Below are 22,939 nucleotides of genomic sequence, written 5' to 3'. Positions count from 1 at the left end.
CATGTACCGAGGCATCGACGACAACGCACCTCCATCGGCTGACCCGATCGCCCCCGAAACGAGTCAGTACGCAGACCAAGCGCCATGGAAGCTGAGTTTCCTGGGATTGCTTCGGCAGCTTGCCGCGCATCGCCCGGATCTGCCGTCAATCGGGAAAGCAAGCAAGCCACATGATGAGCATTTTCGGATTGGCCAGCTTGCTTCGCTCGCTTTTGCTCCGCGAGAGATCGCGCGACTTCAGCAAGCGCAGGGCAAGCTCAAGATCCAGTTGTTCGGACTCGGCATGTTGGGGCCGAACGGAGCATTGCCAATTCACTTCACGGAGATCATTCGCGAACGCACCGAGGCACACCGCGACAGCACGACGGCAGATTTCCTTGATCTGTTTCACCATCGTGCACTCACGCAGTTTTATCAAGCCTGGGCGCATGCACAATCGGCCGCGGGGCTGGATCGGCCTGATGCAGAGGTGTTCTCCCGGTACATCGGGTGGTTGGCCGCATCCGAAGCCGGCGAGATTGGGAATTGCGCCTTGCCCTCGCATGCCCGGCTCGCCGCCAGCGCGCACCACGTGCGTGAATCGCGCAACCCAGATGGGATCGCAACAACACTCGCACACTTCTTCGGGGTGCCTGTACGTCTTGAAGAATTCGTTCTGCATTGGATTGCGATTGACCCCGCCGAGCACTCTCATCTCGGGCATCCGCGGGCACCCAGCGTGATGGGGCACGGCGCCATGCTGGGTGAGATGGTGCCGGACCGGCAGCACAAGTTCCGTCTCGTCATCGGGCCGCTCGAACTGCAGCAGTATTTGAACTTCACACCCAATGGGCGAGACTTACCGGTCCTCGTCGAGTGGGTTCGCTCGTTCGTTGGTTTCGAGTTTGAGTGGGAAGTCGAACTACAAGTCATTCCGGACTCCGCACCGCCGGCTGTGCTCGGCTCGACCGAACGCTTGGGCTGGTCAACGTGGCTTGGCGAACCCAACCGCAACCGTGCCATCACCGGCATGGTGTTCACGCCAGAGCAGTGCGCGAAGCACTCAGCCTCTCAGCGCTAGGCGCGGTCATTCTTGCGGAGCGAGGACATCGGTGTCCGGCCAGCGACTGCTACCTACCATCAAGCTCCTATGAAAACAAAATCCAAGGGCGTGCAAACAAATCACCCTGCCCTCATCTTCCCTGAGTTGCTGGAGCCGGTCTCCAAAGAGCGCCCCTGCGGGGACGACCTCGAGTATGACCCCGAATTCGTCGTGCTACAGGCGAAGGCAGCCCCCAAACTGGGCGCGCAGTATGGCGATTTCATCAGTGCACCGGAAGCGATCAACTGGAGCGACCTGGAACGCGATTGCCGCCGGCTGCTGCTCCGTACGCGCGACATCCGCATCCTGGTGCTGCTGTTGCGGTGCAGGGTCCGGCTGGACCATGCCGTTGGCATGCGTGATGGTCTGATGCTACTCGCGCAACTGCTGGCGAAATGGCCGGAGGCCATTCATCCACAACTCATGGTGGACGGCGAGCCGGACCCCGTTTTACGCGCCAATGCACTGGCCGCCCTGGTGGACACACAGGGGCTGATGCAAGACGTGCGAGATTTGGCGATTGCCACCAGCAGTACTTTGCGCCTGCAAGTGCGTGACGTGGAGCGATCTCTGGGGACGCCACGGCCCGCAGACGCCTTGACGCCAGAATCCGTAAGGCAGCAGTTGGAGGATCTACGCCGGCAGCAAAGCCCAACATTGGTGGCGCTTGACGAGGCCTTGAGCTTTGCATCGTCGATCGACATATGGGCCCGGCGGCGGCTTCCGAACGATCACCCGGATTTGGCGCCGTTACTCAAGCTGCTGAGCCTTGTAACCGGGACGTCCCCCGCAACAACGGTTCAGGAGACTGCGGTACCTGACGCGCCACCGTTGTCCCCCGTGCATATGAAGAGTGAGGTTAGTGCAAACAGGCTTGAAATGGATGGTCACGCGCTACAGGCACCTTCTGCCAACACTCGACCTACCGCCCCGACGAATCGGGATGCCGTCCTCGCCACCATCCGCACCGCGCGGACATGGTTTGAGACACACGAACCGAGCAGCCCCGTGGCGCTCCTACTCAAACAAGCTGAGCGGCTGACCGGTAGGCGCTTTGATGAAATCTTCCAGGCGATTCCTTCTGATCTTGTAGAACGCTGGGCTCGAGAAGATTGATACTGCGGTGCCAAGACATCGGCTACCTCATGACAGATCCTGTGACACCCGTTACCCCGTGCTTCATTCATCAGGATCGGCTGCTGCAACCACGGGCATAGCAAGAAGTTACGGAACGCCGCAATTCAGGCCCACGAAATTCTTCGACGAACAAAAAAAAAGCGCCGCGGGCATTCAACCTGCGGCGCCATGCCAAGCCACTACGGCGAAAACAACCCGCCGCAGCTCGACAGCACGTTTACATCTTTACGGTGTCGGCCACTTCCTTGAAGTCCTGGATCTGATCGAAGTTCATGTACTTGTAGATCTTGTCGCCATTGGCGTTGATCACGCCGATGTCAGCCATGTACTCGTCCTTGCTCGGGATCTTGCCCAGACGCGAGCAGATCGCCGCCAGTTCCGCCGAGCCGAGGTACACGTTCGTGTTCTTGCCGAGACGGTTCGGGAAGTTACGCGTGGAGGTCGACATGACCGTCGCGCCCTCGCGCACCTGTGCCTGGTTGCCCATGCACAGCGAGCAGCCCGGCATTTCGGTGCGGGCACCGGCCGTGCCGAACACGCCGTAGTGGCCTTCTTCGGTCAGTTGTTTCTGATCCATCTTGGTCGGCGGGGCCACCCACAGCTTGACCGGAATGTCGCGCTTGCCTTCCAGCAGCTTCGACGCGGCACGGAAGTGGCCGATGTTGGTCATGCACGAGCCGATGAACACTTCATCAATCTTGGCACCGGCCACGTCGGACAGCGTCTTCACGTCGTCCGGGTCGTTCGGGCAGGCAACAATTGGCTCGTGGATGTCGGCCAAGTCGATCTCGATGACGGCCGCGTACTCGGCGTCGGCATCCGGCGACAGCAGTTGCGGGTCGGCCAGCCACTGCTCCATGGCCTTGATGCGGCGCTGCAGGCTGCGCGCATCCTGGTAGCCCTCGGCAATCATCCACTTCAGCAGCGTGATGTTGCTGTTGAGGTATTCGATGATCGGTTCCTTGTTCAGGTGCACCGTGCAACCGGCAGCCGAACGCTCAGCCGACGCATCCGACAGCTCGAACGCTTGCTCGACCTTCAGGTCAGGCAGGCCTTCGATTTCGAGGATGCGGCCCGAGAAGATGTTCTTCTTGCCTTGCTTGGCGACCGTCAGCATGCCTTGCTTGATTGCATACAGCGGAATCGCGTTGACCAGGTCACGCAACGTCACGCCCGGCTGCATCTTGCCCTTGAAGCGGACGAGCACCGATTCCGGCATGTCCAGCGGCATCGTGCCGGTGGCGGCCGCGAAGGCCACCAGACCCGAGCCTGCGGGGAAGCTGATACCGATCGGGAAACGCGTGTGCGAGTCGCCGCCGGTGCCAACGGTGTCGGGCAGCAGCATGCGGTTCAGCCACGAGTGGATCACGCCATCGCCCGGGCGCAGCGCGATGCCGCCTCGCGTGCTGATGAAGTTCGGCAGCGTCTGGTGCGTCTTCACGTCCACCGGCTTCGGATACGCAGCGGTGTGGCAGAACGACTGCATCACCAGGTCGGCCGAGAAGCCGAGGCACGCCAGATCCTTCAGTTCGTCGCGGGTCATCGGGCCCGTGGTGTCCTGCGAGCCCACCGACGTCATCTTCGGTTCGCAGTACGTGCCCGGGCGGATGCCCTGGCCTTCCGGCAGGCCGCACGCGCGGCCGACCATCTTCTGCGCGAGCGAGAAGCCCTTGCCGCTGTCGGCCGGCTGATGCGGCAGGCGGAACAGCGTCGACGGTGCGAGGCCCAGCGCTTCACGCGCCTTGGCGGTCAGGCCGCGGCCGATGATCAGCGGAATGCGGCCGCCGGCGCGCACTTCGTCGAACAGCACGTCGGACTTGACCTGGAATTCGGCGATCACGGCGCCGTTCTTCAGCGCCTTGCCTTCGTACGGGCGCAGTTCGACCACGTCGCCCATTTCCATCTGCGACACGTCGAGTTCGATCGGCAGCGCGCCGGCATCTTCCATCGTGTTGTAGAAGATCGGGGCGATCTTGCCGCCGAGGCACACGCCGCCGAAGCGCTTGTTCGGAACGTACGGAATGTCTTCGCCGGTGAACCACAGCACCGAGTTGGTGGCCGACTTGCGCGAGGAGCCGGTGCCGACCACGTCGCCCACGTAGGCGACCAGGTGACCCTTTTCCTTCAGCGATTCAATGAACTTGACCGGGCCACGCTTGCCGTCTTCTTCCGGCGTGATGCCGGGGCGTGCGTTCTTCAGCATCGCCAGCGCGTGCATCGGGATGTCCGGGCGCGTGGTGGCGTCCGGTGCCGGCGACAGGTCGTCGGTGTTGGTTTCGCCCGTCACCTTGAAGACGGTGATGGTCAGGCTTTGCGGCACTTCCGGACGGCTCGTGAACCATTCGGCGTCGGCCCAGCTCTGCAGCACGGCCTTCGCATGCGCGTTGCCCTTGTCGGCGAGTTCCTTCACGTCATGGAACTGGTCGAACATCAGCAGGGTTTTCTTCAGCGCGTCGGCAGCCACGGCAGCCACGGCGTCATCGGACAGCAGCTCGATCAGCGGCTGGATGTTGTAGCCGCCCAGCATCGTGCCGAGCAGTTCGGTGGCGCGCTCGCGCGAGATCAGCGGGCAGGCGGTCTGGCCCTTGGCCACGGCGGCCAGGAAGCCGGCCTTCACGCGGGCGGCCTCGTCCACACCGGCGGGCACGCGGTGGGTGATCAGGTCGAGCAACGTCTGCTCTTCGCCGGCGGGCGGGTTCGTCAGCAGTTCGACCAGTTCGGCGGTCTGTTGAGCCGTCAGCGGCAGCGGGGGAATACCGAGCGCGGCGCGGGCGGCCACGTGAGCACGAAAGTTTTCAAGCATGGGAGACCTGCTGAGATTACGTTACAGGGGAAGGCTTTTTTGGCACCCCGAGGCTGTTCCGGGCGCTGCTGGGTCGCGATTCTAATCGCAATACCCCACAAGGTCAAATGTCTTATATCTTATATAAGAGTCAAAGATAAGCAACCCGTCCAGGCCGGACCAGCGTTACCCCAACGATGGCCCTGCAGTGGTGCAGCTTGCCTCTCCGCCAAACGAATTCCTTGCTGAACCACCACCCCTCGGACGAGATGGCCTTCTTGTTGTATGCAAACTCACGCGGCCTGCTCCCCTCCTGCCAGGGTTCAGGACGATGCTGCATAATTTCGAACGAATTTCGACCAGGTTCTGAACACCCCGCGCCTCTATGCCGTATGTCGTCACCGAATCCTGCATCCAATGCAAATACACCGACTGTGTGGCCGTCTGCCCCATGGACTGCTTCCATGCAGGCCCCAACTTTCTGGTGATTGATCCTGATGAATGCATCGACTGCTCGATCTGCGTGCCGGAGTGCCCGGTCGGCGCGATCTATCCCATAGCGGAGGTGCCGGCGGATCAGCAGGAATTCATCGCCTTGAACGCGCAGCTCTCGCACCGCACAGACTGGCCACGCCTCACGAAAGTGCAGGCGCCGTTGGCCGATCACGCCCATTGGGCGGAGGTGAAGCACAAGCGCGATGCGCTGATCATTGCGACCGAATAAGGCCGCAATACACTATTGTTCGACCGCCACCGTCTACCCACGCCAACCATGGCGATAGGCTGCTGCGGACTCAACCTTCGACTCTCTACCCATGACTGAACGCATCCTGCTCAACATCGAAGCCGGCGTAGCTGAAGTCCGGCTCAACCGGCCGGACAAGATGAACGCCATCGACCCGGCCATGTTCGAGGCTCTGGTCTCAACCGGTGAACGCCTGATGAATCAGGCGGACCTACGTGCGGTAGTGCTGTCCGGCGAGGGACGCGCATTCTGTGCCGGGCTGGACATGGGCAGCATGGCGAGCCTGGGCATGAGCACCCCTGACGCAGACACGAGTGGCGGCCGGTTGGCCAAGCGCACGCATGGATCGGCCAATCTGCCGCAGTACGCCTGCACGGTATGGCGCGACCTGCCGGTGCCGGTGCTGGCCGCAGTGCATGGCGTCGCCTATGGTGGCGGGTTGCAGATTGCACTGGGCGCGGACGTGCGTTACGTGACCGCCGACACGCGCCTGTCCGTCATGGAAATCAAATGGGGCCTGGTGCCGGACATGGGCGGCATGCTGCTCACGCGTGGTCTAGTGCGCCCTGACCAACTGCGCGAACTGATCTACAGCGGGCGCGTTATCAACGGCGAGGAAGCCTGCGCGCTGGGACTGGCAACCCACGTGGTTGAAGATCCGCGCGTGGCGGCGCTGGCTGCCGCACGTGAGATCGCTCAAAAGAGCCCGGACGCGATCCGCGCCGCCAAGCGGCTGATGCGCGCGACGGAAGACGGCGATGCAGCCGCCATTCTGCTGGCCGAATCCATCGAGCAAGACCGCCTGATCGGTGGCGCCAACCAGCGCGAGGCGGTGCGTGCTGCGATGGAGAATCGCGCGCCGGTGTTCAAGCCTGCCGCGGAGCGCGCGGACACGTAAGCCGAAGCGGTGACCTCAAGCGGCCGCGTGCTTGCCACCGAGTGCCGCTCGCATGGCGCGCGAGCGGCTGACCACCTCGTCGCGCAGCGAAGCACGCAGGCCCATGGCAAACGCCGTCTCAGCCACCAGGAACAGCGGGCCGATCACCAAGCCCACCAGGTCATCGACGAAGGCCGGCTTGCGCCCCTCGTAATAGTGGCCGACAAACTGGATGATCCAGCCGATCACAAACAGGCCGATGCCCGCCGACAGCCACGCCACCATCGAATGCGCGGCCACATGGTTGCCCGCCCACACGCACAAGCCAATCAGCATAAACATCACCACACCAAACGCCACGTCCAGGCGCAGGTAGAACACCGTCACGGCTGCCAGCAGAAGCAGCGCGGGCGTCACGGCCACGCCTGCCAGATCTGCCAGCACTGGCCGAGAAAGCAGGATCGCCACCGCCAGCACGATCGCCGGAATGCCGACAAAATGCGTGGCGATATTGCGGCCATCCTGGTGATAGGCCGCGTAATTGGCAAGATGGTCTGACAGGGTGCGCATGATGGTCTCCGGTTTTTGTGCGTTTGCAGCATAGACGCTGCAATTGCCCCCTCGTTATGATCATTTCATCTTAGTCAGCGGATTGAACGGCACTCTGTCACGTAGCCGACAAATTCGCCCCTTCCGAAGCACCTTTCAATGGCCGGCTCCCTCATGGACCGCTCAGCTTTCCCTCGCACGCAACCGGATGCCTCGTCGTACCGCGAGCGCCTGCATGCCAGCAGTTGGTTCGGCGCGCTGGAACCGACCATGCAGGATGCGCTGATCGGTATCGCCGCCGTGCACCGCCTGGGTGCCGGAGATATGCTGTTCCGACGTGGCGACGCGCCCGACGGCCTGTATTGCGTGCTGGAAGGAACGATCTGTATCGGCGCCACCAGCGCAGATGGGCGCGAGGCCTTGCTGGCGGTGCTGGAGCCGGTCAACTGGTTTGGCGAGATCGGCGTATTCGACCGCCAGCCGCGCACCCACGACGCCCGTGCCGACGGCAACACCACGCTGCTCCACATGCCGCAGGCCGCGCTGATCGCCCTGCTGCACACCACGCCGGCGCTGCTGCATGCCTTCGCGCTGCTCCTGACGCACAAGCTGCGCCTGACCTTTACCGTGCTGGAGGAAATCGCCCTGCTGCCCGCCCCCGTGCGCGTGGCCCGGCGCCTGCTCTTGATGGCCGACGGCTACGGCGATCTGCGCCTGGGCAGCCGCCGCGTGCTGCGTGTGCCGCAGGAGCAACTTGCCCAACTGCTCGCGCTATCTCGCCAGACCGTCAACCAGGTCCTGAAAGATCTCCAGGCGCGCGGCATCCTGAAGGTGGCCTATGGGGAAATCGAACTGTTGGACTTTCCCGGCCTGCATGCACTGGCGCATGCGCTTGCTCGGGGGTGAACCTTCAGCCAATACCCCTACATGCGGTGAGATAGGAGGAATCCTATAATGTGTTCCCACTCGCACATTCGCCCTTCGCATGGTGCGGAGTCGGCGATGCGAGTGTCCTTCAACGGAAGAGAAACATCATGCCCCGCCAGACCCCCATCGAGCGCTATCGCAACATCGGCATCTCGGCACACATCGACGCCGGCAAAACCACCACGACCGAGCGCATCCTGTTCTACACCGGGGTCAATCACAAAATTGGCGAGGTGCATGACGGCGCTGCCACCATGGATTGGATGGCGCAGGAGCAGGAGCGCGGCATCACGATCACGTCGGCGGCCACGCACTGCATGTGGCGCGGCATGGCCGGCAACTACCCCGAGCACCGCATCAACATCATCGACACCCCGGGCCACGTCGATTTCACCATCGAGGTGGAGCGCTCCATGCGCGTGCTGGATGGTGCCTGCATGGTGTACGACTCTGTGGGCGGCGTGCAGCCGCAATCGGAAACCGTCTGGCGCCAAGCCAACAAGTACAAGGTGCCGCGCATTGCGTTCGTCAACAAGATGGACCGCATCGGTGCGGATTTCTTCCGTGTCGAGCGCCAGATGCGCGAGCGCCTGAAGGGCAACCCGGTGCCGATCCAGATTCCCGTCGGCGCGGAAGACGGTTTCCGCGGCGTGGTCGACCTCGTCAAGATGAAAGAGATCTTGTGGGACGATGCCTCGCAGGGCGTGAAGTTCGAATACACCGACATTGACCCGGCGCTGCTGCCCATTGCGCAGGAATGGCGTGACAAGATGGTGGAAGCTGCGGCGGAAGCGGATGAAGAACTGCTCAACAAATACCTCGGCGGCGAAGAGCTGACAGAGGAAGAGATCAAGCGCGCCCTGCGCAAACGCACCATTGCGGGCGAAATCCAGCCGATGCTGTGCGGCTCTGCCTTCAAGAACAAGGGCGTGCAGGCCATGCTCGACGCGGTGGTCGATTACCTGCCCTCGCCGGTGGACATTCCCTCCATTCAGGGCCATGGCGAGAAAGACGAACCGCTGGAGCGCCACGCGAACGACAGCGAGCCGTTCTCCGCGCTCGCCTTCAAGATCATGACCGACCCGTTTGTCGGCCAACTTGCGTTCTTCCGTGTGTATTCCGGCAAGATCAACTCAGGCGACACGGTCTACAACTCGGTCAAGCAGAAGAAGGAGCGCCTGGGCCGTATCCTGCAGATGCACGCCAACCAGCGCGAAGAGATCAAGGAAGTGCTGGCCGGCGACATCGCCGCCGCCGTGGGCCTGAAGGACGTGACGACCGGTGAGACGCTGTGCGACCCCGAGCACGTCATCGTGCTCGAGCGCATGGAATTCCCCGAGCCCGTGATCAGCCAGGCCGTAGAGCCCAAGACCAAGGGCGACCAGGAAAAGATGGGCATTGCGCTGAACCGCCTGGCGCAGGAGGACCCGTCGTTCCGCGTGAAGACCGATGAGGAATCCGGTCAGACCATCATCTCGGGCATGGGCGAGCTTCACCTGGAAATCCTGGTCGACCGCATGAAGCGCGAGTTTGGCGTGGAAGCCACGGTCGGCAAGCCGCAGGTGGCTTACCGCGAGACCATCACCAAGACCGCTGAAGATGTGGAAGGCAAGTTCGTCAAGCAGTCGGGCGGACGCGGCCAGTATGGCCATGCGGTCATCACGCTGGAACATAACCCGGGCAAGGGCTATGAGTTCGTCGACGAAATCAAGGGCGGCGTGATCCCGCGCGAATTCATCCCGGCGGTGGACAAGGGTATCCGCGATACGCTCAACACCGGCGTGCTGGCCGGCTATCCGGTGGTGGACGTAAAGGTGCGCCTGACGTTCGGCTCGTACCACGACGTGGATTCGAACGAGAACGCGTTCCGCATGGCTGGCTCGATGGCCTTCAAGGATGCCATGCGCAAGGCCGGCCCCGTGTTGCTGGAGCCGATGATGGCCGTGGAAGTGGAAACGCCCGAAGACTACATGGGCAACGTGATCGGCGATCTGTCTTCACGGCGCGGCATGGTACAGGGCACGGAGGACATTCCGGGCGGCGGCGGCAAGGTTGTGCACGCCGAAGTGCCGCTGGCGGAGATGTTCGGCTACTCCACCAACCTGCGTTCGCTCAGCCAAGGCCGCGCCACGTACACGATGGAGTTCAAGCACTACGCCGAAGCGCCGCGCAACGTGTCGGAAGCGGTGATGGCGGCCAAGAAGACCTGATGCACCGCTGACCGGCATCACTGACCTGCCCTGCTGCGGCCGCCTTTGCGCGGCCGCAGTGTTTTGTGCTTATGCAGAAGGCAGGTTCTCGACGCAGAAATCGATGAACGCATGCACCTTGGCCGGCAGGTAGCGCCGCGACGGGTATAGGGCGTAAAGCGCAAAGCGCTCGTCCGGCCAGTCGGGAAACAGGTCAACCAGTTGGCCGCTGCGCCGCAGCTCCTCCGTGCCGAGCGCCATGACCTGGGCGATGCCCGCCCCCGCCACGCATGCCGCATGCATCGTGCGCACATCCGACACCATCAGCCGCCCGGCAGGCCGGATCTCCACGCGCTCGGCCTCACGCCAGAACTCCCACTCGTACGGCCGCCCCGTCACTGGGTTGTAGAACAGGATGCGCTGATGCTCCGCCACCTCACGCGGGTGCGCGGGCCGTCCATGGCGTGCGATGTAGCCCGGCGATGCCACCGTCACGATGCGTGTCTCGATCAGCTTGCGCGCTACGAATGAACCCACCGGCGGCGGCCCGAAACGGACGGCAAGATCGAACCCATCGGCCACCAGATCGCCCACGTCGTCGCGCATGATGAGTTCGAGCGACAGATCGGGATGGCGGTCGAGAAAGCCCACCACGGGTGTCGCCAGTGCGATGCGCGAGAAAAACGGATCGACGTTCACCCGCAGGCGCCCCTGCACTGCACCGGCCGCGCCCGAGGCCATGGCTGCCGCCTCGGCGATGCCGTTCAGGTGTGGGCCAACCTGCTCGTACAGGCGCCGGCCCTCATCGGTGAGCGTGAGTGAACGCGTGGTCCGCTCGATCAGGCGCACGCCGATGCGCGCTTCCAGTCGACTGACAGCCCGGCTCACCCCTGACGGCGACAAACCCAGCGCATCCGCCGCACGCACAAAGCTGCCGCTTTCCGCCACCGCAGCCAGGAGAGTGATCCCTGAAAACAACTGCCCATCGAACGTCATACCGTCTTCCTCTATCCAGCATCGATTGCGAGACTTATTTCACGAATGATTTGCATGTTACGCACTTTATTCAAAGCCGGAAGATCGCCACCATGGCAACCCGGTCACCCGGCCACTCAAGGAGCCTCCCCATGAAAGCATTGAAGACGCAAGGCATTTCCATCCCCCGTCTGGGGCTCGGTACGTTTCGCATACCGGTCGAGGAATGCCAGCCGGTGGTCGAGAGCGCACTCGCCCTCGGTTACCGACACATCGATACCGCCGCGATGTACGCCAATGAAACGGCTGTCGGTGCCGCCATTGCCGCCTCCGGCCTGCCGCGTGACGAGGTCTTCGTCACGACCAAGGTCTGGCATGACCAGCTCGCGCCGCAAGCCGTACCGCGAGCGCTCGAACAAAGCCTCACCAAGCTGAAGTTGGATTACGTCGACCTGTACCTCGTCCATTGGCCCGCCCCAGGCATGGATATGGCCGCGACGATGGAGGCGATGATGGCGCTGCGCGAAAGCGGCCGGGTGCGCGCCATCGGCGTCTGCAATTTCAACCTGTCGATGTTGCAGACGGCCATCGACGTCGTCGGAGCCCTGCTCGCCTGCGTGCAGGTGGAATACCATCCGTTCCTGGATCAAACGGCGTTGCTGACCTATCTGGGTAACAAGGGGATTCCACTCACGGCCTATGCCCCGCTGGCGCAAGGCCGGGTGGCGGAAGACGCGACACTGCAGGCGATCGGCCGAAAGCACGGCGCAACGGCAGCGCAGGTGGCCATCGCCTGGGTACTTGAACAGCCCGACGTGATCGCGATTCCCAAGGCCCAGCGACGCGAGAGCCAGCAAGCGAACCTCGACGCGCTGCGCATTCGCCTGGACGATGACGACCGCAAGGCAATCGCCGCGCTGCCCAAGCATTTGCGCTATGTGCAGCCCGCCTTTGCGCCGGATTGGGATGCCGTGCCTGCGTAATGCCTTAATGCATCAGCGCAGCCACGCCAACCATGCGTACACCGCCCCCGCCGCCAAGACCAGGAACGGGATCGAGTACGCATGGAACACCTGCCACGCACGCCGGTCATCGGCCATGCGCAACGCGATCAGGTTGGCCAGCGAGCCGATCAGCGTGCCAAAGCCACCGACGCTCACCGCAAAGGCAATGACCGGCCAGTCATGCGAATACTCAGCCAACAGGATCGCGGCCGGCACGTTGCTGATGAGCTGCGAGACGCCGATGCCGGCCCAGTACAGATGCATCGGATTGGCCAGCACCAGCGCATCCAGCGCCTGGCGCACGATGCCGAGCTGCGCCACCAGCCGCAAGTCGATGAACATCAGCACGAACACCAGCAGCAGGCCCCAGTCCACGCGCGCCAGCACATAGCGCGCGCCGACGAGGTAGAGCACGACCAGTCCGGCCAGGGCGGCCAATGGATATCCCAGATCCGTCAGCACCAGAAACGGCACGTACAGCGCCAGTGCGGGCAACAACAGGCGCTTGTGCAACTCGATGTCGCCAGTCTCTGCATGCAGATGAATCTCGTGTGCCGGGAACGCCAGCCACGTGGCCACCAGCAACAGCGCCATGAACAGCGCGACCATCGGCGCCATCTGCCAGACGAACGCGCCGAACGACAGCCCCGACTGGTGCCATAGAAACAGGTTCTGCGGATTGCCGATCGGCGTGAGCGCCGAGCCCGCGTTGACCGCCAGCGCCTCAAAGATGACCAGCCGCGTCACCGGCAGCTTGGCGACCTGCCGCAGCCCAACGGTGAGCGGCACGATCACGAACAGCGCCACGTCGTTGGTCAGCAGCGTCGACAATGCCGCAGACACCCCCACTAGGCTGAGCGCGAGCGCGCGTTCACTGCTGACCACGTCGACCAGGCGCTGCCCAAGTAACTGGAGCATGCCGCTGGCCTCCACCGCCTTGGTCAGGATGAGCAACCCGGCCAGTGCAGCGACCGTGTGCCAGTCGACCAACGCGGGATACTCAACGATGCGCCTCGGCGCCGCGAGCGTCAGCGCACCGCAAATGAGCAGCAGCCACCAGAAGAAGACGTCTTGCTTGAGGTTGTGCCAGAACGGCGGATGTTGATGCGTGCCAGATGCCGGATGGGATGGCGGTGCGGCTGACACCGCGCGCGAGGGAGGCAAATTGCCATTCATACAGACAAACAGGAGAAAACGTTAGCGCAGACGCGCACAAACCAGCCGGGCGTGGATTGCCCGGCCAATTGTATGTGCGCTGGCCTTAAGCGCTCAACCGCAAACCGGGCACGCGCGGGACGTGCCCGATCGAGGCTGGGCAGCAGCGCTTACGATTCGCGCGAACCGGAACCGGAGCCCGGACGATCAGACCCGCCCGACGAACCCGTGCCGCCCGCGCTTGGGCGATCCCCAGTGGCAGTTCCGCTGGCGCTGCCCGGATGGTAAGTCGACTGCGGCGTGCGCTCCGGACCACGATACTGGCCCGCCAGGCCATGGCCACCGGTTGAACCACCCATCGAGCCAGGCTGGCTGGCCTCGGGGCTCGACGCGCCGGACAACGGCTGGGTCGGATGGCTGGCGATCACGCGTTCGATCTCGGCAACCGCCTCACGCGGGGCCAGCACGACTTCCAGCCCCAGCGCGCCGGCCACCGCCATCAGCGTCGACAGGCGGGGATCGGCACGACCGGATTCCGCGCGCAGATACGCCTCGCGTGAGATGCCGGCCATCTTGGCGACGTCTTCCTGTTTGAGCTTGCGCGACTTGCGCAGACTGTGTAACTGCTTGAAGGGCTGTTCCATCTGTTCGCTCCTGCACCTGAGATGGGAAACACCGCCGGGCCGGGGGCCCCGCACGATGGGCTGAAATATGCGGATGTCGGGTGAACGGCACCTTGGTCCGCGGTCGTACATGTGTGTCTGCGGCATGACTGCTACGTGTTGCATACCGTTGCACACGGTTCGGGTGGCGGCCTCCGTGATGTGTTTTCTACAGAGTAGACGTAATTTCGACTGCACCCAATGTTGACGCGTGATGAAAGCGCATCCCGTCATTCCTGTTTACCGTGACAAGCCCAACCGGAGGTCGGTTCCATCGTAGATGCAGTTTTCTTCGCTTGGCGCGTTCTGTTGTGTGACGTTTCAAGCGCAAATGCTGTCACCCGCACCTGGTTTCGTCGATCCGCGCTTGCCCTATCCACCGATTGGAGGGGATCGGCGAGAGAAAAACCGCCAAGTCTTCCAACGTCACGACCGAAGCGTTGCGCGCGCCCTACGTCACGCAAATGCCGTGCCGTGACGTGATGCGACGGCCAGTTGAGACGAAATGGCAAAACGGCGGAACGCCAGTTCAGTGGCCTTCCATCGTTTAGTGAAAGTCTCGGCTGGAGGTGGCCAGTCGGCCCATCAGCGGGGTCAGATCCACCAGATGCTGGGCGACGAGATGCCGCGTCTCGCGCTCGCACTGCCATTTGCCATAGACGCCCAGCAACTGGGCGTGCAGCACCTCGCGGCGTTGGCGCTCGATCAGGCCCGGCCAGAGGATGACGTTGATGGTGCCGGTCTCGTCTTCGATGGAAACGAAGATCGTGCCCTTGGCCGTGCCCGGCCGCTGCCGTACCGTGACGATGCCGCAGGCGCGCGCCAGTTGCCCGTTGCGGTAGCCGGCCAGCGTGGCAGCGGTGACAAAGCGCATGCGTTCCAGGCGCCCCCGCAGCAGGCTCACCGGATGACGTTGCAGTGACAAACCCAGGCTGCCGTAATCGGCCATCACCTCCTCGCCAATGGGCGGGGCGGGTAGCACGAGTGGCGCCTCCACTGGGCGGGCCTGGCGTAACAGCGCGTGATCGTGGCCGGGCTCCTGCAGCGCCAGCGTTTGCCACAGCGCCTGGCGACGGTGGCCGGCCAGCGGCTTGAGCGCGTTGGCGGCGGCCAGCACGTTCAGGTCGTGGCGGTCGAGTTCGGCCCGGCGGGCCAAGTCGTCCACGCTGGTGAACGGCGCTTGGGCGCGTGCGGCCTCGATGCGCTCTGCGGCCGGCTGGCGCATGCCGCGGATGCGGTTGAAGCCGAGGCGGATGTCAGGCTGTCCTGCCCCATCATCATCGACGCGCAGGTGCAGCGTGCTGTCCCACACACTGGCCGTCACGTCCACGGGCAACACGCGCACGCGGCTGCGTCGCGCCTCCTGCACCAGTTGCGACGGCGAATAGAACCCCATCGGCTGACTGTTGAGCAAGGCCGCAAAGAAGGCCGCCGGCTCGTGGCACTTCAGGTAGCTGCTGACATAAGCCAGCTTGGCGAAGCCCGCCGCGTGGCTTTCAGGGAACCCGTATTCGGCAAAGCCCTCCATCTGCCGGCACAGCGCTTCGACAAAGCCCCGGTCATAGCCTTTCTCGTTGACCATCGTGTTCAACAAGCGCTCCTGATGCTCCGTGAGGTTGCCCTTGCGATTCCAGTTGGCCATGTCGCGGCGCAGGCGGTCGGCCTCATCAGCGGTAAAGTCGCCGGCATCCATGGCAATCTGCATGACCTGTTCCTGGAAGATCGGCACACCCAGCGTGCGTTCGAGCACGGCGCGCACCTCCTTGCCGGGATACGTCACGCAATCGGCATCGCCGTTGCGCTCCGCCTCGCGACGCTGCAGGTACGGATGCACCATGCCGCCCTGGATCGGCCCCGGGCGCACGATGGCCACCTGGATCACCAAGTCGTAGTACTTGCGCGGGCGCAGGCGCGGCAGCATCGATTGCTGCGCGCGTGATTCGATCTGGAATACGCCGATGGTCTCGGCGCGGCAGATCATGTCGTAGGTTTGCTCGTCCGCATTGGGCAGGTCCTGCATGGCGAGCTTGCCGGTCGCGCCATAGCGCGCACGACGACCGGGCAACACATCCACCATGTCGAGCGTGCGGCGAATGGCCGTCAGCATGCCCAGCGCCAGCACGTCCACCTTCAACAGGCGCAGCGATTCGAGATCGTTCTTGTCCCACTGGATGACGCGGCGGTTTTCCATGGCCGCGTTCTCGATCGGTACCAGGCGCGAGAGTTTGTCCTGTGCGATCACGAATCCGCCCACATGCTGCGACAGGTGACGCGGAAAACCACGTAATTCGCCGATCAGCTCCGCCCAGCGCTGCACGAGCGGCGACACCGGATCCAGCCCCTGCTGGCCAGCGCGCTCGGCAAACTCCTTGCGACTGTCCCACCACGCCTGCCCTTTGGCGACTTGCTCGATGATGCCCAGATCGATACCGAGCGCGCGGCCAACGTCGCGCAGCGCGCTGCGCGTGCGGTAGGTGATGAGCGCGGCGGCCAGCGCGGTGCGTGTCACGCCGTACTTCTTGTAGATGTACTGGATGACCTCTTCGCGGCGCTGGTGCTCGAAATCGACGTCGATGTCGGGCGGCTCGTTGCGTGCGCGCGAGAGAAAGCGCGCAAAAAGCGCGTTGCCGCTGCCCGGATCCACCTCGGTAATCTCCAGGCAGTAGCACACCGCCGAGTTGGCCGCCGAGCCACGCCCCTGGCACAGGATCTTTTGACTGCGAGCAAACTTCACCACGTCATACACGGTCAGGAAGAATGGCTCGTAACGCAGCTCGGCGATCAGCGAAAGTTCCTCTTCGATCTGCTTGCGTACCTTGTCCGGCATGCCCTTTGGGTACCGCCGGCTGGCACCCGCCTCAACCTCGGCGCGCAGGTATTCAGCAGGCGTCATGCCCTCTGGCACAACCTCGCGCGGGTATTCGTATTCAATTTCGTCGAGCGAGAACGTGCATAGCCCCGCCAGCTCGATGGTGCGCTGCAAGGCACGGGCGCCGCGTTTGCCCTGGTATAAAAACGCAAGCTGCATGCGCGTGCGCATCGCCTGCTCGGCACTGGGGGCAAGCTCCAGCCCACATTCGGCAATCGGCTTGGACAGACGGATGGCGGTCAGCACGTCGTGCAGCGGCTTGCGCTGGCGCGAGTGCATCTGCACGCCGCCGGTGGCAACCATGGGCACGTCGATCTGTTCGGAGATGGCCGCCACCGTGCCGCGATGGCGATCATCCGCATGACGCAGTGGCAACTCCAGCGCGATCGACAGCCGATCGCCGAACACATGCTGACACCACAACGCCTGAGCCAGCAGGTGCTGTGGGTCGGGGTCGTAATCCGGCATCAGGATCGCCAGGCAGTCTGGCACGCTGCGCAGGTGCGCGAGCTCTCCTGCGGGAGCCGCCAGATCGTCGGCCAGCAGGCGGTATTCGCCCTTGGGCGCGGCCAGCCGTGCGTGCGTGATGACCTCGCTCAGGTTGCCGTAACCCTCGATGTTCTGCGCCAGCAGCACCAGCCGCAGCCATGGCTCGCCTTGTGCATCGCGCACGGTAAAGCGGCTGCCGATGATCAGCTTCAAGTCATGCTCCTTGGCCGCCACGAGGGCACGCGCGGTGCCGGCCACGGAGCATTCGTCGGTAAGCGCCAGCGCCTGATAGCCGTATTGCTTGGCGCGCTCCACCAGTTCGTGCGGATGCGACGCACCGGTCAGGAACGTGAAATTACTGATGCAATGCAGCTCGGCATACTCGGGCAGGCCGATGGGAGTGGACGTGGAAGCCGCGTCAGCCATGACACACCTAGCCGAACAGGCCGTGCAGATACCAGCGGGCGTCTTCCTCTGCCGCACTGGCCGAGACGCGTTCTCGGTAGACCCAGTAGCGGACGGATTCCTCGCCCTCGGCAATAAAGTAGTCGCGCTTGATGAGGGCGTCATCCCACCAGCCCGATTCGATGCGCTCGGGCAAGGACACCAGCCGCAGCGGCCCGCGATAGTACGGATAGTGCTGGCGCGTCAACAGCGGCATCGGCTTCTCCAACAGCCACAGTGGCCGCTCAGGTTGTTGCGCATGCCATTGGGCCAGCGCCTGGCGGGCACTCGCCCGGCCATGCGCGGTGGTGGCGGCGTTCACCTCGACCCAGTGGTTGGCGCGCTCGGGACGATGGTCGGCATACGGCTGCGGGTGGCGCACGTTGCCAGCACCCAGCCGGGCAACGAGCGTGTCGATCAGGCGGGCGGCATCTTCCGCCCGGCCGCCGGGCTCGGGAAAGAGCGATTCCGTGGGGGGGCTCAGCGGCGTCGCGTCGGCCACGGTCAGACGCAGCTCGACCACCGGGGCCATCAGCGTCAGCCGGTGCACGCGCTCATGCAGCACGCGCGACAGGTGCGTCAGCGTGCGGACCGGCTGCGCCAGTGCGATCTCCACCGGCGTGGACGAGGCGGCATCCTCACTGCTCCGGCCACGCCGGCGTTCGTGCTCGAGCGTGAGCCGATAGGTCTTGGCCCCCAGTTGATGTGCCGACAGCCAGCCGACCAGTTGCAGCAGCAGTTGCTCGGACGCCGCCAGCACGCCTTCTGCGCTATCGATGCGACCTGGCAATTCCAGAGGCACATCAAAGCGCAATGGCGCGACAAACCACGTAAAACGCTCGTGCCCGTCGCCATAGGCGGCATCGAGCGTATCGACCAGCAGCGGCCCGCAGCGGCGGCGCAGGCCCGCGCGCGGCAGGCTACGCAAGTCTGCTAGCGTGCGGCAACCGAGGCCTTCCAGCCACTCCGGGCGCGTCAGACGTGCCACGGCATCCACCGACAAGGCATCAAGCAGCGTCGACATGCGCGCAAGCCGGACCGCACGCCGCACACAACCTTGCACACGGCCCTGGCGCGCCACGCTACGGCGCCCCCCGCTCCTTGCTCCGGGTGTCGGCCGCATGCTGGCGAGCCATGCCGCGCCGCGCGCCGTCGGTCCGGTACCGAGCTGCGGCACGGCGCCCAGCCTGACCGCGCAATATTTCACCGCTCGGCAAAGCGCGCGATACCCGCCAAACAGGCGCAGGCTGGCCTCTACCTCCAGCAGCACGGTAGCCTCGTCGGCCACGTCCAGCGTGACATGCGGCGTAAACGCCAGCAGCGCCAGCGCCAGCGATTGCATCAGCCGTGCCTCGGCCGCTGGGTCGCGCTCAAGTTGTACGGCGTGCGGTACCAGCGCCTGCGCGCCCGCCCGGCGCAGGCCCGGGCTTACGCCCTCCCGCGCCGCCAGACGGTTGGCCGACACCACTCGTTCCTGCTCCAGCACCACTACCGGCAACGGCAGTGCAGCCGGATCAGACCATCGGGGTCGAAGCGCGTCGAGGGGGAGACGGGGCAGATGCACCGCGATCCAGAACGGCATGATCGGAGGCGTCCTGATAAGCAGCGTCCGACAGAGCATCGAACGCGGAAGACGACGACAGCGCGGCCAACAACGCCGCGGTGGCTGGGTCCATGGTGAACGGCTCGGCGGGCAACACGGGCACCGGGCGAACGGACGCGCGCCCAGCCTGCAGAGGGTCCGCCAGCGGCAGCAGCAAGGGCGTGTCGCGTAACGGCCCACGCCGCTTGTGAAAGTGAATGGACAGCGCATCGCCGCTCGCAGGCATCAACCCTAGCCGCAGCACGGCCGGCGACGACTCGCGCAGCGCCTGTGATGGCCGGAACACCCAGATGGCGCTCTCGCCTGCCTGCGCCAGCACCTGCAGCCGGCGCAACACGCCGGGCCGCGCCTGGTTCAGCCAGATCAGCACACCGCCAAACGCCTGACTGCGCACGATCTGCTCGGCGGCCCATAACAGGTCCGCCGGCTTATCGGCACGCACCCAGACGATTTGTTCAGGAGAGAAATCCCAGCCAACCAGCCGCACCGCATTCGGCAGATACGGCGGGCCGACCAAGGCAATGCGTCCCGCGCCCGCGCACAGCGCGGACAAGGCCGGCCGTAGCAAGCGGCACTCACCGATGCCGGGTTGTGGGCACAGCAGCTCGGTCAGGCCCCCGAGGGGCCAACCACCGCCGGGCAGTTCGGCATTCAGCGTGTCATAGCCGGTGGCCAGGACACGCGCCCCGCCCCGCGCCAGGCTGCCCGCACGCCACAACGCCGGATGCAGCGTCTCGGGCGCCGGGACTGCTCGGGCTTTCCGCGCATTCCGCATAAGCGGACGCGGCCCGCCCACCACCGACCCGGCGGTGACGGGGCATTCCGCCACACCTTCGGCGAAAGCAAGAGACGGGGACGGCGCAAACATGGGGAAACCGCAAGGCGGGTCGCCTAAATACTGTATGGATATACAGTATCACAACTTTCTGCCTGCGCTTTCCTTTTTTGAGGGAGGCGTATGTCAGGGCTTGGCCGGTGCTTTGCACAGCCCTTGATTGACTTGGTCCACCAGGCTTTTGAAGTAGCGCAAATCAATAACCTGACGCCTTCGGCAAGCGACTATTCATCCTTGGGCCCGCATCACGCCGCCCTCGTCTCCACTATGGTCTGTCGTGTCCGCTTGGTTTAGAGACTGCAGCTCCGCAAAGAGTGCCTCAGCATCCGTCGCAACTCCGCCATCCGGCGCCGAAAACCGGCGCTCCAGTTCGGCAGCCAAATCGCGCGTGCGCATTTGCCCAACGACTGCAGCGGCACCAGCGATCCGATGCGCCGCGTGACGAGCCTGACCGATGTCGCGATTCCTCAAGGCGTGCCCGAGCATCTCCAGGTCTGCCTTCATGCTCTCTCGGTAGATAGCGTCGATATCTGCTGCTGCCACGCCCTCCTGCGCCGGCGCAACCCTCGGAGCCTCTTTGTCATATGCGCACCAGAGCTCGATCATCTGCCGCAGTGCGGCCAGACGCAACGGCTTGCCGAGAACCCCGTCCATGCCGCTGTCAAAGCATCGCGTGCGATGCGCGTCATCCGTCGATGCAGAGATTGCGATGATCGGCGTCCGCTCGCCTTGTCGCTGCTGCTCTATGTCTCGCATCCGTTGCGCAACCGTGTATCCGTCGATACCTGGCAGGTCGCAGTCGAGCAGCACAATGTCAAACGCGATCGACGCGAACTGTTCAAGCGCCGCCTCGCCGGTACCTGCGATCGCCGACCGGCAGGCCAGTGCATCGAGTTGATGTTGGATGGCGTGCTGCACCGCTTCGTGATCATCGACAACCAGGATCCGCGGGCCTTCTGTCGATTCCTGCAAGGGCGGCTTCGTAACCCGTTCGCGCACCTGCATCGACAGTGCGGTTGGCACGGTGGACGCGTTTGATTCCACTGCAGCGAGCCCCGATGATGTGTCCGCTTGCGGTTCGCGCACCGGCAGCATGACGGTGAAGACGGTGCCAATTTCGGGGCTGCTGCTGACTGTGATCACTCCTTTCATCAGGTCGACCAATTCGCGGCAAATCGACAGGCCCAACCCGCTTCCGCTCGCCCCGCGGCTGCCCGAGCTTTCCACTCGCTCGTACGGTTCAAAGATCTTCCGCTGGCGCTCTGGAGGAATGCCGATACCCGTGTCCCGCACTTCGAGCACGAGCGTGCCGGCACCACGATGCTTCCGATTCAGATAGTCGACCCGGAAAGTGATCGTGCCGGACGAGGTGAACTTGATCGCATTGACCAGCAGGTTCAACACGATCTGCCGCACTCGCAAGGGGTCGATGTTGACGTTGAAGTCTGACGGGCATGCAAGATCGAGCGACAGCGCCAGTTTCTTCGCGTCCGAGCGCCAGCGCACCATGTCGACGCTCTGCTGCGCCCATGGCCCAATCGCCGTTGGCTGAGGGGCGAGTTTCACGCTGCGGGATTCAAGGCGCGAGTATTCAAGAACATCGTCAAGCAACGCCAACAGTGATTCGGAGGCGGAGATCGCCGCGTCCGCTCGGCTTGCCTGCTGCCCGGTCAGTTGCGAGCGCTGTAGCAGCTCGAGCGACGAGAGGATCGTATGCATGGGCGTGCGGATCTCGTGGCTGATGAACGCAAGGAACATCGCCTTGTCACGCTCACTGCGAACCGCTGCAACGCGTGCACGCCATAGCACGTACGCCAGCACCGCGAAGGCGAGCAGAACGCCGCCCACGAAGATGACTTGCCGCCAGCGGTAATGCAGGATCGACGCCAACGACGGCGCGCCGAAGTCCGTTGTTTCCAGCCACCGGTATCGGATGGCATCGGCGTCGGAGGCCGGAATGGCGGTTAGCGATTTGTCGATAATCGATGCAAGCACGGGGCTGTCTTGACGCGTCGTCATCGTTAGCGCGTAGGGACGGTCCCAGATGCTCCCTGAGAGGAAGAGCCGGCCCTTGAACTGCCGGCGCAACTGCGGGAGGATCGACGCGTCGGTACCGAGCACGACGTCAGCCTCGTTGTCGGCAACGGCCTCCAGCGCATCGGATTCATCCTGGAAGGTCAGCAACGTCACCGGCACGCCGCTACGCCGAATTGCGAATTCAAGACCACCGCCGCCCTTGATCGCAACGCGCTTGCCGGCCAGTTGCCGAGAATCGGCAATCAAATTCTCGCGCTCGGCGGTGACGATCGTGATCGTGCCGACATAGTAGGGCGTGCTGGCAATGAATCCTTCGCTGTATTGCTCGAGGTCGTCCTTTCTGCCCCAGTCGGGCGCCATGTCGATCTTGCCGGATCTCAACGCTTCGATCGACCCTTTCCAGCACGCTCCGTCAACGAATTCGAAGCGCAAGCCGCTGATGCTTGAGACTGCATCGAGAAACGACGGCACGATGCCGACGATCTTTCCGCCGTCGATAAACTCGAACGGGCGCCAGTGGGAATTGACGCAGGTACGCACCACCGGATGCGCAGCGATCCATGCGTGCTCCTCCGGCGT

At 63.9% G+C, this 22,939-nt stretch carries 16 protein-coding genes; 7 read left to right on the top strand and 9 right to left on the bottom strand.

The window, feature by feature from the left end:
- Position 1 precedes the first annotated feature (1 nt).
- Positions 2-1,060: a type VI secretion system baseplate subunit TssG gene (gene tssG, locus B4F51_RS11340; protein WP_296225536.1), complete on the top strand. Its 1,059-nt coding sequence runs from the start codon at positions 2-4 to the stop codon at positions 1,058-1,060.
- Positions 1,061-1,129: 69 nt separating this feature from the next.
- Positions 1,130-2,197 (top strand): ImpA family type VI secretion system protein, encoded by a 1,068-nt coding sequence (locus B4F51_RS11335; protein ID WP_296225534.1) that lies wholly within the window; start codon positions 1,130-1,132, stop codon positions 2,195-2,197.
- A 238-nt stretch (positions 2,198-2,435) separates the two neighbouring features.
- Here B4F51_RS11335 and acnB read toward each other — a convergent pair whose 3' ends face one another.
- Positions 2,436-5,021: a bifunctional aconitate hydratase 2/2-methylisocitrate dehydratase gene (gene acnB, locus B4F51_RS11330; protein WP_296225532.1), complete on the bottom strand. Its 2,586-nt coding sequence runs from the start codon at positions 5,019-5,021 to the stop codon at positions 2,436-2,438.
- A 364-nt stretch (positions 5,022-5,385) separates the two neighbouring features.
- Here acnB and fdxA point away from each other — a divergent pair, with 364 nt between their 5' ends.
- Together fdxA and B4F51_RS11320 are read left to right on the top strand one after the other, a co-directional pair.
- A complete protein-coding gene (fdxA, locus tag B4F51_RS11325) occupies positions 5,386-5,724 on the top strand; it encodes a ferredoxin FdxA (protein ID WP_296225531.1) in 339 nt (112 codons plus the stop codon).
- A gap of 91 nt (positions 5,725-5,815) precedes the next feature.
- Entirely contained in the window at positions 5,816-6,643 is an 828-nt protein-coding gene (locus tag B4F51_RS11320) for a crotonase/enoyl-CoA hydratase family protein (protein WP_296225530.1), read from the top strand.
- Between the two features lie 15 nt (positions 6,644-6,658).
- Here B4F51_RS11320 and B4F51_RS11315 read toward each other — a convergent pair whose 3' ends face one another.
- On the bottom strand, positions 6,659-7,192 hold the full coding sequence (locus tag B4F51_RS11315) for a DUF962 domain-containing protein (protein WP_296225529.1): 534 nt from the start codon (positions 7,190-7,192) through the stop codon (positions 6,659-6,661).
- Positions 7,193-7,345: 153 nt separating this feature from the next.
- Between B4F51_RS11315 and B4F51_RS11310 the strand changes: the two genes are divergently transcribed.
- Positions 7,346-8,077 carry a Crp/Fnr family transcriptional regulator gene (locus B4F51_RS11310; protein WP_414706755.1) on the top strand — a complete coding sequence of 244 codons (732 nt, stop codon included), beginning with the start codon at positions 7,346-7,348 and terminating at the stop codon, positions 8,075-8,077.
- A 128-nt stretch (positions 8,078-8,205) separates the two neighbouring features.
- Positions 8,206-10,308: an elongation factor G gene (fusA, locus tag B4F51_RS11305; RefSeq protein ID WP_296225527.1), complete on the top strand. Its 2,103-nt coding sequence runs from the start codon at positions 8,206-8,208 to the stop codon at positions 10,306-10,308.
- Positions 10,309-10,377: 69 nt separating this feature from the next.
- Here the strand turns inward: fusA and B4F51_RS11300 are convergent, their stop codons facing one another.
- Entirely contained in the window at positions 10,378-11,283 is a 906-nt protein-coding gene (locus B4F51_RS11300) for a LysR family transcriptional regulator (RefSeq protein ID WP_296225524.1), read from the bottom strand.
- A gap of 131 nt (positions 11,284-11,414) precedes the next feature.
- On the opposite strand from B4F51_RS11300, the gene B4F51_RS11295 reads away from it, so the two are divergent.
- Entirely contained in the window at positions 11,415-12,245 is an 831-nt protein-coding gene (locus tag B4F51_RS11295; RefSeq protein ID WP_296225523.1) for an aldo/keto reductase, read from the top strand.
- Positions 12,246-12,257: 12 nt separating this feature from the next.
- On the opposite strand, the gene B4F51_RS11290 is transcribed toward B4F51_RS11295, so the two are convergent.
- The 6 genes from B4F51_RS11290 to B4F51_RS11265 all read right to left on the bottom strand — a co-directional run.
- Complete coding sequence (locus B4F51_RS11290) at positions 12,258-13,442, bottom strand: anion transporter (RefSeq protein ID WP_296225522.1); 1,185 nt, start codon at positions 13,440-13,442, stop codon at positions 12,258-12,260.
- Positions 13,443-13,591: 149 nt separating this feature from the next.
- Complete coding sequence (locus B4F51_RS11285; RefSeq protein WP_296225520.1) at positions 13,592-14,065, bottom strand: helix-turn-helix domain-containing protein; 474 nt, start codon at positions 14,063-14,065, stop codon at positions 13,592-13,594.
- Between the two features lie 565 nt (positions 14,066-14,630).
- Positions 14,631-17,867: an error-prone DNA polymerase gene (locus B4F51_RS11280; RefSeq protein WP_296225518.1), complete on the bottom strand. Its 3,237-nt coding sequence runs from the start codon at positions 17,865-17,867 to the stop codon at positions 14,631-14,633.
- 7 nt (positions 17,868-17,874) lie between these two features.
- Positions 17,875-19,467 (bottom strand): Y-family DNA polymerase, encoded by a 1,593-nt coding sequence (locus B4F51_RS11275; RefSeq protein WP_296225517.1) that lies wholly within the window; start codon positions 19,465-19,467, stop codon positions 17,875-17,877.
- The gene (gene imuA, locus B4F51_RS11270) at positions 19,400-20,356 is read right to left on the bottom strand and encodes a translesion DNA synthesis-associated protein ImuA (RefSeq protein ID WP_296225515.1); all 957 of its coding nucleotides are present in this window, start codon (positions 20,354-20,356) and stop codon (positions 19,400-19,402) included. The genes B4F51_RS11275 and imuA overlap by 68 nt, the downstream gene beginning before the upstream one ends.
- A gap of 195 nt (positions 20,357-20,551) precedes the next feature.
- Positions 20,552-22,939, bottom strand: a 2,388-nt coding sequence (locus B4F51_RS11265; RefSeq protein WP_296225513.1) for an ATP-binding protein, incomplete at its 5' end; no start/stop codon positions are given.

This window comes from Ralstonia sp. UBA689 (genome assembly GCF_002298975.1).
Taxonomy (GTDB): Bacteria; Pseudomonadota; Gammaproteobacteria; order Burkholderiales; family Burkholderiaceae; genus Ralstonia.
Note: the sequence above shows the minus strand (reverse complement) of the source record. Positions and strands in the feature narration are given on the sequence as shown.